Here is a 14,917-nt window from a genome sequence, read left to right on the forward strand (position 1 = left end):
AAAGAGAGATTAAAAAAGCGAAAAGGCTCAAGATACAACACTTAAAGCCCATTTCACTTTTTAGATAATCCCATCAAGAGCTTATTAAATCATTTAAAACCTCTATTAATTTATAATTTAGAGAGCGCTTGGGTAATATCTGCTTTTAAATCTTCCACTTCTTCTAATCCTACAGAAAGTCGAATTAAAGTAGGATCAATTCCCATTACTTGCTTCATCTCTGGCGTAAAAGTGCCATAAATGGTCGATTCAGGATGAATAATTAAGGTGCGATTATCAAAAAGATTAGTTGCTCGTCGAATCAGTTTTAAAGCATCTAAAAACTGAAAACACTCTGCCTTAGAGCTTAAATTAAAAGTTAACATCGCCCCAGGGTTGCCGATAAAAAACTTTTCACTCAATGCCTTATAAGGAAAACTCTCTAATTTAGGATACGCCACTTTAACAATACGACTGTGCGTTTCTAAAAACTGTGCTAATTCAAAAGCCGATTGGCTCACCGCTTGATAACGCAATTTTAAGGTCTCTAACCCCATAATTTGCGCATAAGCACTATCTGGATCCATGCAAGCCCCAAAATTTCGCGCAATCTCTCGTTTAATTTTAAACATAAAGGCTGAAAATGGTGCCGGGTTATTGACCTTTTGTAAGCGCTTATTATGGGCCCAATCAAAAGCGCCATAATCCAGTATCGCCCCACCAATGCTTGTAGCACCACCCGATACATATTTGGTCGTTGAGACAACTTCAATATCAACGCCCCATTTTTTAGCCTCAAATCCCCCCCAAGGAATGACTGTACTATCGACGATTAAAGGAACTTGATGTTTGGTTAGAATCGCTTTAATGCCAACAAGATCGGCAATTTCTAAATGAGGATTTGTCATTACTTCACAGAAAAAAGCGCAAGTATTATCATCTATCGCCGCTTCAATTTCTTGAAGATTATCCGTATCCACAAAACGGACCTCCACTCCAAATTCAGCTAAAGTATATTGAAAAAAGGCAAAAGTGTTTCCAAAAAGATGAGGGGAAGTCACAATATTGCTGCCTGCGTAGCTCAGTGCCATAAAGGTATTAGAGATGGCTGCCATTCCACTACTTAGCATCATCACATCTTTTGCACCTGAAATTGCCTTAATCTTATTTTCTAATGCTTCAACCGTTGGATTGGTGATACGTGAATAAGTATGAGAGGGAATCTCTTCTTTATTTTGAAACGCATCGGCTATCGCTTTAGAATCTCTAAACTCAAAGGCAGCACCTCGATAAATAGGTGCATTCATTGCCCCATGAATATCTGCATGGTTCTTATCACTTGTTAAGATTTTACTATTAAAGCCTAATGCTTGATTGATCTCTCGCTTACCCATAATTTATTCACCTATCTATAAATATTTATTCTTATCATACTGATTACAGTGAGGTTAATTTAGCTCAAAATAGCCGCTTGATCCAATCAGATTTACAAGCCGATTTATAGCGAGCGTAAAAAAGCCAACACGCATTTCTTTTTTATCAAGCAGTGTTGGCAGGGCTTCCATCGCTTTTATCTCTCAGGTTAGATACTCAATCAAAGGGCTTGATTGACATCCTGTCACTGTAGGAGTTAGCACCTTAAATATCGCTATTCAGGTTGCCGGGTTTCATAGGGCCTATCCCTCCACCACTCTTGATAAAATATTGTTATTCACAACGTGACTCCATAATACGCATAGTCATTTCATAAAGGCAATAACATTTCATTAATTTTATGATAAAAAGACCTTAAAAATCGCAATTCCTTTCGCCTTACAATCATTTAAGCAATGTTATATTTTATCTTTTCTGTCATTATTTATTCCCGCTTTAAACTCGCGGTTTAAAAAAATCATCGTTATACTACTGATAAATTCATTTTAAGGAAAAATTATGCAACGTCACTGGTGGAATAAATCTCGCGCGATTTTGATGCTGACAATGGCTTCTTTGATAGCTGCTTGTAGTAATGAAGAACCACTTGAAATTCAATCGGGTGCTTATCTGCCAAAAGAGATAACTGTTCAGTTTCTAAAAGATGAAACAACGATTGATGATGCGCAAAAACTCATCATCACGCAAGAGATTATTGAGTCCTTAGAACAGAGCTATTTTACAATTGAGCTACCAATGATGCATCATTTTACTCACAAAGAGATGGCTAATGGCATCATCACCCCTGAAAATTTAGTCTTAAGCCAATTGGCAACATATCAATTGACCCCACAAAAAAATAGCATCATCCAAGTAAAAAGCGAAGATTTTGGAAAATGCCAGCAAGCAAAGTGTGCTTTACAATTTTCACTGACAAAAGTCGCTGCTGATGATCCTCAAATTAAATCATTGCAAGAAATGCCGGAAATCGTTGAAGAACCTATTATCGAAGAAACACTCCCTAGCCTTGATATTGCAAAACTCTTTGCCACCAACTACTGGGGCGTTATTCATGAAATTAGTGATCATCTAACCTTAAAGTTAACCCCTATTCAGAGTAATGGCTTAATTTACGGCATTCCAGAGCATACGGAGATGGCTTCCTTTGAAATAGGTAATATCACGATTGATCCTAAAGACCCAAAGGTTGAGATTCTCTCTTTTTATAGCAATGCAATGCCAAGTAGCGATGTTCATCAAGTGGATACAATCTCTTACCTTTTTATTATTCCATCAAAAGAAGCACCCAATTTAGATCTCACGGCTTTAGATACAGAAAACCAACATTTTTTTGCCGATCAAAACAACTTATTAGCAAGAGATACTACAGGTTTTTATAGTATCCAGTACCGATATTTCCCGGCATTAAAACAGCTTGCGATAGCCCTTACGGAAAGCCGAACATTAGAAGATATTTTAGGCCATTTTCAAGCCATCAATACCCTTCAATCCACATTAATTGATGCGGATAAGAATAAGACAACCACCAAGCCCAAAGCAAAAGATGAGAAAGCAACTACTGCTGCTGAGAGTAAAACCATTTTATTAACTGATTTTTCACTCCCCCTTAAAGAGCTGCAATCACGTTATCAGATTACGCTAAAGCAGATGTTTCGCGTGGATAATATCTATGAAAACTACCAAAATGAAGTAAAACGAATCCTGACAAGTGATGCACTCTTCTTAAAAGAAGGGCCTAATACTCAAAATGGTTATCATCTCTTTACCCAACATTTTGGGGATTATCAATTTAATGAAACCTATCTTAAAATTCATAATGAATCACTAAAAAATGTGATCGCCGCAGTGAAAGCATTAAATAATGGGGCTGAAATAGATGCAAAAGAGTTTGAACATCACTTAGAGGATGAGGGAAAAGACGTGAAAGGAGTTTGGCAAAATCCTATCTATTTCTACTCTACAGATCCCAAAGAAGCATCAGGCATTAGCTATTTCAAAGAGATCCAACCGGGCGTGACTTTAGAGATCTTTTCACCGGCATTTCAAGGGCACGTTGCGGAAAAAGTACTTTTTAGTAAGTTACTCAGCAATATGACTTGGAAAAATTTGCCCAAACTTGCTAAAAACAGTATTAAAAATATTGCTAAATACCACGCAATGCCACTAATTGAAGAAAATAGCGTGGAATCAACTGATGAAGCATCCGATTCTAAAGAGGTAGCTGAAGCTAAGGCGCCTACTGAAAAAACATCATTTTATGAGTTTAAAGAGGGAAAAACGACTCTTCAAGGAGAGCTAATCAAAGAGTAGTTTTATCGTAAAATAGGTTTAAAAAAACCGTTAATTTAAATTGCGGGCACGAAATAACTAGAAGAATGCAAACATTCTCTCCCGCCGCAAGATAGACCTTTTTAAACCGAAGAGACTGTAGCAAAAACTCCATATAAAAAGGCATTATCTTGAAAGAGCTGTTTATCACGGCGCTCAAGGATAATGCCTTTTAAATTCAAGCTTTAGGTTTTTCTATAGCTAATTTGGTTTAAGAGAAATTGCTTTAAAAATAAAACAGTATGGCGTATGAATCAAATCAGCTTGCACTGTGCCAGATAGAACGATTCTTGTGCTTCTCATAATCGGTGCGCCGGCAATCTGATTCCGTGGTTTTTAAAGTGATTTCACTATACTTTAAAAAAGCCTTTATTACGAAAAATGCGTTAAATCAAAGTACCCACCATGATCGGCGCTAATAGCGCCTTTATATGGTATTTCACCTATTAAAGGGATATCGGTAAACGCTTGAATCCCGATAATATAATTTTTAAGACTTGCCGAATCAGAAAGATGATTGGCGATCCAGCCGGTAACCTTTAAACCAGCCTTTTCAATCGCATCAAACGTTAAACGCGCATGGTTAATCACCCCAAGCTTTAAGCCAACCACCACAATGACGGGCAATTGATTTTCCACCACCCAATCACTAAAGCTTTTCTCAAAACTTAAAGGCGTATACCAACCACCGGCACCTTCAACCAACGTAATTCTATTTTTCGCCTCTAAATGACGAAGCCCTTTTGTCATCTTTTCAAAGAAAATAGGTTGTCCTAACTCATCTGCCAAGATATGGGGCGCTTCCTCCGCTTCAAAAAAGTAAGGATTCACCTCTTCATACTGCAAAGAATCAAAAGAGGCTTTTAAATGCCCAAAAGCATCCGGATTTTTAAGCCCAAGCTCTGTCATTGCAGCTCCTGATGCAACAGGCTTATAACCATTTGCCGGCATATTCGCTTCATTAAGCGCGGCTAATAATCTTGTTGTTGAATAGGTTTTACCAATTTCCGTATCGGTTCCTGTGATAAACCATGTTTTAGGTTTTGGCTGATTCATTGTCATCCTCTTATTTATTGTTAGATCTCTATTTATTGTTAGATCTCTATTTATTGGAGCCTATTATCTATTTGGCTTAAGAAACTATTTTAAAAGTAAAACACTCATGTATGAACCAAACTAGCTTGCACGATGCAAGTTAAACGATTCTCGTATTCTCATAACAGGTGCGCCGGAAAATCTTCTTTTATGGGCTTTTAAAAGCGGTTTTAGAAATTCAATCCCTAGGGGATTTCGATTAAGGCCACTGTATAGGTTAGTTGATAGCCACCATTATGTTTAAAAAACTGCTCTAGTTTTTGATAACTCTCTCTTCCTAATAGACCTTTACGGCGATTTTTAAGCGCTGTCGCACCAATATTTTTAAGGCTTTTAAAAAGTGATTTAAGTGATTCAAAATGCATTATTTCTTTGTATATCGTCACTTTTCCTCCATATTGCTCAACAATTTTGCTCAAGGCACTTTCTGAAATAAAATCAATCACATGTTTTTCATCATCAATAGTCTTAAATGCAGAAATCAATTCATGCAAACTCCCCTCAACTAGGGTTGAGATTATCACGCTAGGCTTCGCAGCTTTCTCATTTTCATCTCTACTTTTAAAAGCACTTTTTGCAACACGCACCAATTCTGAGATCGCTCTTTGAGGCTCATGACACCACTGAATCGCAAGGCTACTTAATACCAAATCAAAGCTTGAATCTGCAAAGGGTAACGCTTCAATATCACCTTGATAATAAGCTTCATAAATATTTCTCATTCGCGCGACCTCTAGCATCTCCTTAGATAGATCGAGCGCTGTTACACTCGGCAATTTAGTCACTAACGCTTTTTGCGCAAAAAGCGCATTGCATAAACTTAAACCAACATAACCCGTGCCACAACCTGCATCCAAAATAGAAAGTTCGTGAGCCTGATCCTTAAAATGGGCTAAAAGTGTCAGTGATACTAAGCGATCCGCAATTTTTCGCTGCACTTTGGCAACGGAATCATAAAGCTTGGCATTTTTACTAAATTCGGCATTAATCAAAGGCTTTTGAATCTGATTTAAAGTTGTGATCATAGGCTCAGACTTAGATATAGACTCAGGTTTAGATGTCATTTTAGAAAGAGGCACTCTCACGCTTTGCATGCTGATTAATTCATTATCAATAGATTTCACAATAGGCTATCCCAAAAACTGCTCATAAATGGCATTTTGTAGCGCCAAGATTAACGTATCAATCATTATCAATGAATGTTCTGCGGTAATCGTTATCCGAAGTCTTGCGGTATTAGGGGGAACTGTTGGCGGGCGAATAGCTGAAACCCAAATCCCATTATCCCGAAGCTTTTTAGAAATTTCTAATGCTGCTTGATCACTGCCAATAATAAGTGGTTGAATTGGGCTTTGTGAAGCTAAGAGATAAGGTAAAGTCATATTACTATCTTTTTGCGCAACCTCTTGTAATAAACTCTCTACTTTTGCTCTAAAATAAGTAATATTTTCCTTTAATTTTGCCCGTTTTTGATCACCCTCTTTAGAGGCAATAAGATCAATCCCCCTATCTAAGATCGCAGCTTGCATTGGTGAAATTGCGGTACTGTAAATCAAGGGTTTTGAAAATTGAATAAAATAAGCTTTTAATTCCTCAGACAATAAGAGCGCCGCCCCGCTACAGCCAAAAGCTTTGCCAAAAGTCACAACTAAAATATCTGGCTTTATGCCATAAAGATCACAAGAGCCTCGTCCACCCTCACCAAAAATACCTATACCATGAGCATCATCAATCATTAGTAATGTATGATCATACTGATCTGTTAAAGCCTTAATCTCCTTTAAAGGTGCATGATCACCATCCATACTAAAAACCCCTTCCGTAATAACTAATCTACCGGCATTTTCTGGCAATGGTTTATCAAGATAGCTCTTTAAAGATTGGCAATCATTATGTTTAAAACGGAACAATCTCCCTTTAGAAAAAACTGCCGCCTCTAACAGCGATGCGTGAGATAAACGATCAGCAATCATTAGGTCATTTTGTTCAATCATAAGCTTTATAACGGCTTGATTTGCCGTAAAACCAGAAGGGTAAACAATTGCCGCCTCATATCCTAACCAAGATGCAAGTTTTGCTTCTAGCCCTGAAAGGGATGCACTATATCCTGTCACATGAGGAGATCCCCCACTACCAACACCTAAAGCTTTAGCGCTATCTACTGCGCTAGCAATCATTTGAGGGTGATGTGCTAATCCTAAATAATCATTAGATGAAAAATTAAAATAATGATTTTGATCCACCTGAATCGAAACACTACTACTGTTTGTAGTGCAAACAGATTGTTGCCGATATCGATCTCTTTTTTTCTGCTCTTTTAGAGCCGTATTAATTCTTGTGTGCCACATAAACTGTACGGTATCTCTTCCCTAATTGATCTATTGTTTACTTTTTTCTATAAGTAATTTAACTTCTTCTACACCGATAAAAAATGATGAAATAACAATGATCTAACGTTTTTTATTTTTTATAAAACCTTGCTAATCCCTGAACAAAAGCGACTTTGCTCAGACCAAAAACAAGAATTTATAGTACCATAGAGCTCTTTTGAACTCGGTTTAATTTCACAATAATGGGTAAAAAACATCACACAATCGACCGAGAAACCAACAGACAACAATAGTAAAGTTAATCTAAAAAAGAGAAATTATCACCATGAGTAAAATCGATTTAGCGTTTGATTCAAAGCATATTTGGCATCCATATACCTCTATGAGTGAACCACTTCCCTGTTATCCTGTAAAATCTGCAAATGGTGTTAAATTACAGCTTGAAGATGGACAAGAACTTATTGATGGAATGTCATCATGGTGGGCCGTATTACATGGCTATAACCACCCTGTGATGAATGAGGCAATAAAAGCGCAGCTTGAACAAGTTTCACACGTCATGTTCGGCGGCATTACGCACCAACCTGCCGTTGATCTGGCACAAAAGCTTATTGATATTATGCCTAGCAATCTTGAATGCGTATTTTTAGCAGACTCAGGCTCAGTTGCCGTAGAGGTTGCGCTTAAAATGGCATTTCAATATTGGCATGCAAAAGGGGAATTTCGCCATCGAGTACTCTCACTTTCACATGCGTATCATGGGGATACATTTGGGGCTATGGCCGTTTGTGACCCTGCTAATTCTATGCACTCTCTCTATGGTGATTATCTCCCTAATCACCTTTTTGCAGATACTTTCACTGTAGGATTTGATGAAGCGTGGCATGACAGTGCGGCGGATAATCTACGAGAACTTTTTAAAACTCACCATCAAGAACTCTTTGCCGTTATTGCCGAGCCAATCGTTCAAGGCGCTGGTGGCATGCGCTTTTATCATCCTAATTATCTAAAAGTACTCCGAGAACTGTGTGATGAAACAGGCGTACTGCTTATTCTTGATGAGATAGCCACAGGATTTGGTAGAACCGGTAAATTCTTAGCCTGCGAACATGCTGGCATTGAGCCAGATATTTTGTGTCTTGGCAAAGCCCTTACAGGAGGATATCTTACTCTTTCAGCTACTTTAACAACGCGCCATGTTGCTGAAACTATCAGTAATGGGGAAGCAAAATGCTTTATGCATGGCCCAACTTTTATGGGAAATCCTCTTGCTTGTGCGGCTGCGAATGCTAGTCTCTCCTTACTTGATAATGGACAATGGCAAGAGAACGTTCATCGAATTGAAGCGCAATTAAAGCGTGAGTTATTAGCGCCTCTCAAAAAGAATCCCCATATTCAAGATGTCCGTGTTCTAGGTGCTATTGGTGTTGTTGAGTTGAAACAATCTGTCAATCAAGCACATATTCAAGAATATTTTGTCGAAAATGGTGTCTGGATTCGCCCCTTTAATAAACTGGTCTATATTATGCCGCCCTTTGTCACCTCAAAAGAGGAGTTATCGCAGCTCACAGGCACATTAGTCAAGTTATTACAACGTGATGATTTTTCTAAGTTTGTCCTATAACAAAGTTTTGATAAGGCATTAATGATGAGTATTATTCAAGAACGTATTAATATTTTCTCGCACCTAGAAAACTCCCCAGAAAGTGAATACAAGGATAAGCAAGAAAATGAAAATGAAAATATGCAAGAAATCACCCTCTCTTACCTCAAAGTAACGCCACAAACAGGCATACAGAAAGATTCTAGTATTCTCTTTCTGCACGGCATTTTAGGGGATGCAAGAACATGGTTACCATATCTTCATCAATTTCCAGAATTTGAAACTATCGCCCTTACTCAATCGGGGTTTGGTCAAGATACTCACTCTCCAGAATTATTTGATACACAGCGCCACGCTAAAGAGCTTATTGCTTTTTGCAAAGCCCTAAACCAACAAGAAAATCGTCCTGAACGAAAGTTTATTATCGTTGCTTGGTCCTATGCGTGTCATGTTTCACTCCTTGCCGCAAAGCTTGCGCCAGAGCTTTTTAAATCATTAACGCTCTATGAGCTGATTGTTCCAAGTTATGGCATTAGTGAGGGTCAGCAAACTGATTTTACCAAAGACCTTACCAAAATGATGAGCCCCATTATTAAAGCTTATCGCCGAGGAAAACCCGCAGCTGCGGTTGATCATTTTATTAGTGCTTGTAAAAATGCACAATATTCTCTTTCAGATCAAAAAGCAGATATTCAGCAGATTAAACAAGAAAATGCAGCTTCTTTATCAAAGCTCTTAACCCAAAAAGAACCCGAGCCTATTACTCCTGAAGCGTTATTAGCGATTAACCAAAAAGTCCCCATCACGATTTTTTATGGGGGAAATTCACGAGATATTTTTCAAATTAGCTCCCAAGCAGGAATGAAAGCCATAGGCCAATCTAAGGGGATGATTGAAGATGCAGATCACTTACTACCTGAGGAGAATCCGCAAAAGCTAATCGCGCTTCTTCAAGATATCCTTACGCAATAAGTATGCAGCAATTCTTTGTGAAAAGTTAGGAAAATAATCCTTATCAGCTTACAATGCATTGAAAAACAACCGATCATTTAAGGCTAAATGATCCATTTTTGGGCCGTACTTTATTCATATTTAAGGAGATTTCATGGCACAAATTTTTGCAGAAAAGATTTATATCAACGGGACAGTTTTCACCGCGGATAAAGAGAACAATATCCATACAGCAGTCGCTTTTGCGGCGGGGAAAGTTCTTAAAACAGGGAATAATGAAGAGGTTCTTACCTTACAAAATGACCATAGTGAAGTGATCGATCTTCAAGGAAAAATGTTAATGCCGGGAATCATTGATTCCCACCTCCATCCCTTTTGGGGCGGATTACAACGTGCAAGCTGCAACCTTAATTACGCCAGCTTAACGGTAGCAGATACTCTTGCCTTTGTTCAAAAACATATTGATCAAGATACCACGCGTACAAGTGATACCGATTGGTTACAAGTTCGTGCATTTTTACGCCAAGAAGTTTTACCACTAGGCACAGATATTACCCGCCGTGATCTTGATACCTTAAACACAAAACGTCCTGTCATTCTTTTTGCAAATGACTGTCATACATTAGTGGCAAATAGCCGTGCATTAGAGCTCTTTGGCATTGACGAAAATACGCCAACACCAGTTGATGGTACTATCCGCCGTTTTCCTGATGGGACTTTAAACGGTATTATGGAAGATGCACCAGCAATGCGTGCTTTTGATAGTATTCCGGTATTAGATGCAAAAAGCGCCATCGTTGTTGCTGAAGATGTTCAGCAACTTCTCAATAGCCAAGGCGTGACAACCGTCATGGATGCTCGCGCTTTACCGCTTCAATTTGATGCTTTTACAACGTTAAAAGAAGAGGATCGTTTAACAATTCGTCTTTTAGGTGCGCGAGAAATTACACCAGATAACTCACCAACAGTGGCCGATGTTCCAGCCGCCGTTGCCACTATGATGCAGTTTGCTGAAAAATATACCGATAAATCATGGTCAGAAAAACCAGGCATCTTTATTCAACATGCCAAATTCTTTGTAGATGGAGTGATGCAATGCCCTATTAATACAGCGGCACTATTAGCGCCTTATCGGGAGAACTTAGGCAGTAAAGAAGCACCTAATTGGCAGCCATCTAATAATAAAGGGGATCTTTACTATCCTAATGAGCTTCTGACAGCGCTAATCTCTGCAGTGAGCGAGAAAGGCTTTCACCCACACATGCATACGGTAGCAGATGGCGCCATTGAAGTGACTTTAGATGCTATTGAGGTTATGCGCAATAAGCTTCCCGGTAAAGATATACGCCCAAGCCTTGCTCATAATGAATTAACATCACCACATCAATTTGCGCGCTTTAAAGCGCTGAAAGTTATGCCTTGTCTCTCTTATCAATGGGCGGGATATAGTCAAGCATTTAGCGATGAGATGCGTGATGTTTTAGGGGAAGATCGTTTTGATAATCTTGAACCTGCTGGAAAATTTTATGATGCCGGTGTTCGTGTAGCTTTTGGCAGTGACTGGCCTATTGACCCGCTTAATGAGTGGTATGACTTTAAAGTAGCACTTACTCGTAAAGGTGCTGAAGATGCGCCTCGCCTTAATACTGATAGAAACCTCACTTTCGATGAAGTCTTACGTTCAGCCACTATTGAAGCGGCCTATATGATCGATGCTGATAAATATGTGGGTTCTTTAGAGCCTGGAAAATTTGCAGATTATATTATTTTAGATCGAGATATCTTTAAAAATGATCCTGCCGATATTGAAAATGTCAAAGTTCTCAAAACATTTGTTGGCGGCAAGGAAGTCTATACAGCTTAAAATATTTATAAGCATCAACTTACAAGAATCAAATTGTAAAAAAGCCAGTAATACCATCGTTACTGGCTTTTATATGCAAACTGCTTACTAAAGGCTTATAATAGGGCTTTATTAAATAATTTAATCGCTTTATCATCGTTAGGACTTCAATTCATTTTTTGACCTTTTTTAAGGTATTTTCTGCATAATCCTAGCAATATATTTCAAGAAGCTGCATGAGTATTGCCCAAAGCCCTTTTTACTTCATTGTGAATCGTTGAATTATCAGCTGATTTAAATTTTAAAATGTAAGTGATTGTAAAACAATAGCCCTTCCTACAAATATCCTCTAACATGCAGGATTGCAAATCCTGCTTTGCAATCTTTTCTAAAATCGCGCATCTTTCATTGATTTGAAAATGCCAATAATAGTGTAGTCAATAACAGACTCTTTTAGGAGATGATAATAATGACCAACCCGGCAATGAACCGTGTGTTAACAACCCCCATTTTAATTGTATTTGGCCTTGCATATATGGTTCCTCTAGGAATCTTCACAACTTATGGCCAGGTAACCGTCTTAAGTCATGGACATCTTCCGATAGCCTATGTTATTACGCTTATCATGATATTTTTTACAGCACTCAGTTATTGCCGTATGTCGACATTTTTACCCCTTTCTGGCTCTGCCTACTCCTATACGCAGCGAACCTTTGGACCTGTCATTGGTTTTTCCGTAGGTTGGGTACAAATTTTGGACTATCTCTTTTTACCAATCGTCAACTATGTGGTGCTTGGGCTCTATCTGCATGAAGCATTTCCAGCAATCCCCGCGTGGAGCTTTATCTTAGGTGCTCTTGTTTCAGTGACTGCACTTAACTATATAGGCGTACGCTTAATTACCCCAATTAACCTATTTTTAATTGCCTTACAAATTATCTTTATTGGGTTATTTATTATTTTAAGCATGAAAGGTGCTGATTTAAGCCCCGCAAATCTTATTGAACCCCTTAACCCAAGCGGAAGCGATATGGGAGGGTTATTCTCAGGTGCGGCGGTTCTTTGCCTTGCCTTCTTAGGGTTTGATGCCATTGCAACAATGGCTGAAGAGACAAAAGATGCCTCAAAAACACTTCCAAGAGCGATCATGTTAACTGTCGCTATTGCTGGTGCGATCTTCTTAATTATCTCATTTTTTGCTAACGTCTCTTATCCTGAGTGGCAAGATTTCTTAGAAGTGGATAAACAAGATACGGCAAGCCTTGATGTCATCAACCGTATTGGAGAAGCGAGCAACTTTGGTGGTAAACTTCTTTCAGATCTCTTCTTAGCAACTTATCTCACCGGTGTATATGCATCTGCAATGACATCACAAACGAGCGTTTCACGAATTTTATTTGCGATGGGACGAGAAGGTGTTTTACCACGTAAGATCTTCTATAATCTTCACCCAAGATTTCATACGCCCCATTTAGCATTAGTTTGTGTTGCTGCCTTTTCACTTATTTCGCTCTTTATCCCACTGAGCCTTGTTGCGTCTATGATCAGCTTCGGAGCACTTGTTGCTTTTACTGCTGTTAATGCTTGTGTCATTAAAAGCCATCTCTTTACTCAAGCAAAAGAGAACTACAATCTCAAAGGGTTCTTATCCTTTGGTCTATTACCTCTTATCGGTATGTGTTTAACAACATGGCTCTGGATTAACCTAGATATTCATGCCATGACCATTGGCTTACTCTGGTTTGTTTTGGGAATCTCCTACCTTATCTATATTACAAAATTCTTTAAACACCCTATTCCTGAAATTGGGCATGATGAAATTGATGAGATTATCAGAGCTCGAGAAGAAGATGAAGCTGAAGAGCAAACGGCTTAACGCCATTTAAGATAATGAAAAAACGCTTGTAATTTTATAAAGACAGGCGTTTTTTTAATTCTGTATTTATCAAAAAAAATAGGGTTATTAGCTCTTAGCGTAGAGGTTTATCAGCAATAGCACTTCATTTATCAAAGAGCTTTATTTGTGGTAGATCCTCTTTATTAAAAACCTTCACATTATAGTAATCGAGGGCATAAACTGCGATCACAATAACAATCACAAGTACCACAAGCTTCATGATGCTTCGCACCATAAAAGAGAAAAACTTACCAATAAAACGAAGCGTACTTAATGCAAGTAACAAGAGAATTGCAATCACCGCAATTTCCAAAATATACTCCTTAAAGAAAATATTCAATGAAAGGATTAGCTATCTTACTAAAATTTCTCTTATCAAAAATGAATAAAATTAGTAACCTCTTAAAAATAGCTAAGATTCCCTCAATTTTAGATCTATCTCCCATCGATATGCCCCTTAAGGATTGAGATTAAACAAAGCGTCTATTAATGTAAATGCTATTTTACACTTCTTAATAAATTTCACCGATATAATATCAAGTAGTTAGATCTAATGATCATAAGGATTCAAAATAAAAAGGAGAGGAGTCATGGCACAATTAACCCATCAAGATATACAGCTATATCAGCAAAAGTTAGGGATAACTGATTTTGGACCACCCACCTTAAAATTACTAACACTTATTCAACAAAAACATATTGAAGCCTTCCCTTTTCAATCGATATCAACACTTTCTGAAGAGCTTATCTCATTAAAATTGCAAGATATGATGCAAAAAGTTGTCATGGAGAATCGAGGAGGATACTGCTATGAACTCAATATGCTTCTTCTACATCTTTTGCAATATTTAGGCTTTGAGGCTGAGATAATCTCGGGCCGAATCGTTCATCAAAATGATATCCTAGCATTGACCCAACGAACCCATGTATTATTAAAAGTAACCATCGATGAACAGCTTTATATTTGTGATGTCGGTTATGGAGGGTTAGTTCCGCCAATACCGCTTCTTATCAAAACTCACAAAATACAACCAACCAATCTTGGGGCTTATCAAATTATTTACCATCCTAAAGAGAAAATCTATACACTCAATTGCCAAGTAGCTGATAAGTGGCAGATTCTTTACTCTTTTGAGCTAACACCACAGCCTTTTGTCGATCTGATAGTTGGTAACTGGTTCATCTCTACCTACCCACAATCCCCTTTTAAACAGCGCTTAATGGTTGCTAAAACAGAAGCTGGAATGATAAGACACTCCCTTCTTAATAATCGTTATTCTTGCCATGAGCTCGGTCAGCCTAGTACTCATATAACTTTTAATTCTAGCGCAGAAATTTTAGCCTTTATTAAAGATCAATTTCAGCTAGAGATTCTTCATGAAAGCAAAAGCAAAGCTTCTATTTCAGCCTTATTAGATCGATTATCTCAAGATCAATAATTAAAATAAAAAAGCCTT

11 protein-coding genes and 1 riboswitch are annotated in these 14,917 nt (G+C 38.1%); of the genes, 6 read left to right on the plus strand and 5 right to left on the minus strand.

All coding sequences use genetic code 11. The features are described from left to right. Positions 1–110: 110 nt before the first annotated feature. On the minus strand, positions 111–1,373 hold the full coding sequence (locus tag MMG00_RS04900) for a PLP-dependent transferase (RefSeq protein ID WP_242152219.1): 1,263 nt from the start codon (positions 1,371–1,373) through the stop codon (positions 111–113). A gap of 173 nt (positions 1,374–1,546) precedes the next feature. Further along, positions 1,547–1,682, minus strand: a riboswitch (SAM riboswitch). 229 nt (positions 1,683–1,911) lie between these two features. Here MMG00_RS04900 and MMG00_RS04905 point away from each other — a divergent pair. Next, a complete protein-coding gene (locus MMG00_RS04905; RefSeq protein ID WP_242152222.1) occupies positions 1,912–3,723 on the plus strand; it encodes a hypothetical protein in 1,812 nt (603 codons plus the stop codon). Between the two features lie 390 nt (positions 3,724–4,113). On the opposite strand, the gene bioD is transcribed toward MMG00_RS04905, so the two are convergent. The 3 genes from bioD to MMG00_RS04920 form a co-directional block, all read right to left on the minus strand. After that, positions 4,114–4,797 (minus strand): dethiobiotin synthase, encoded by a 684-nt coding sequence (gene bioD / locus MMG00_RS04910; RefSeq protein ID WP_242152225.1) that lies wholly within the window; start codon positions 4,795–4,797, stop codon positions 4,114–4,116. A 224-nt stretch (positions 4,798–5,021) separates the two neighbouring features. Continuing rightward, a complete protein-coding gene (locus MMG00_RS04915; RefSeq protein ID WP_242152228.1) occupies positions 5,022–5,960 on the minus strand; it encodes a methyltransferase domain-containing protein in 939 nt (312 codons plus the stop codon). Positions 5,961–5,966: 6 nt separating this feature from the next. Beyond that, on the minus strand, positions 5,967–7,184 hold the full coding sequence (locus MMG00_RS04920) for an aminotransferase class I/II-fold pyridoxal phosphate-dependent enzyme (protein ID WP_242152232.1): 1,218 nt from the start codon (positions 7,182–7,184) through the stop codon (positions 5,967–5,969). Positions 7,185–7,491: 307 nt separating this feature from the next. On the opposite strand from MMG00_RS04920, the gene bioA reads away from it, so the two are divergent. The 4 genes from bioA (at position 7,492) to MMG00_RS04940 (ending at position 13,439) form a co-directional block, all read left to right on the plus strand. Beyond that, positions 7,492–8,790 carry an adenosylmethionine--8-amino-7-oxononanoate transaminase gene (gene bioA / locus MMG00_RS04925; RefSeq protein WP_242152235.1) on the plus strand — a complete coding sequence of 433 codons (1,299 nt, stop codon included), beginning with the start codon at positions 7,492–7,494 and terminating at the stop codon, positions 8,788–8,790. 21 nt (positions 8,791–8,811) lie between these two features. After that, positions 8,812–9,741: an alpha/beta fold hydrolase gene (locus MMG00_RS04930; protein ID WP_242152238.1), complete on the plus strand. Its 930-nt coding sequence runs from the start codon at positions 8,812–8,814 to the stop codon at positions 9,739–9,741. A 133-nt stretch (positions 9,742–9,874) separates the two neighbouring features. Beyond that, complete coding sequence (locus MMG00_RS04935; RefSeq protein ID WP_242152241.1) at positions 9,875–11,584, plus strand: amidohydrolase; 1,710 nt, start codon at positions 9,875–9,877, stop codon at positions 11,582–11,584. A 445-nt stretch (positions 11,585–12,029) separates the two neighbouring features. Next, on the plus strand, positions 12,030–13,439 hold the full coding sequence (locus MMG00_RS04940; protein WP_432805938.1) for an APC family permease: 1,410 nt from the start codon (positions 12,030–12,032) through the stop codon (positions 13,437–13,439). A gap of 124 nt (positions 13,440–13,563) precedes the next feature. On the opposite strand, the gene MMG00_RS04945 is transcribed toward MMG00_RS04940, so the two are convergent. Further along, the gene (locus tag MMG00_RS04945; protein WP_242152246.1) at positions 13,564–13,773 is read right to left on the minus strand and encodes a hypothetical protein; all 210 of its coding nucleotides are present in this window, start codon (positions 13,771–13,773) and stop codon (positions 13,564–13,566) included. Positions 13,774–14,050: 277 nt separating this feature from the next. Here MMG00_RS04945 and MMG00_RS04950 point away from each other — a divergent pair, with 277 nt between their 5' ends. After that, positions 14,051–14,899 (plus strand): arylamine N-acetyltransferase family protein, encoded by an 849-nt coding sequence (locus tag MMG00_RS04950; protein ID WP_242152249.1) that lies wholly within the window; start codon positions 14,051–14,053, stop codon positions 14,897–14,899. Positions 14,900–14,917 lie beyond the last annotated feature (18 nt).

The sequence above is a fragment of the Ignatzschineria rhizosphaerae genome, from assembly GCF_022655595.1.
Lineage (GTDB): Bacteria > Pseudomonadota > Gammaproteobacteria > Cardiobacteriales > Wohlfahrtiimonadaceae > Ignatzschineria > Ignatzschineria rhizosphaerae.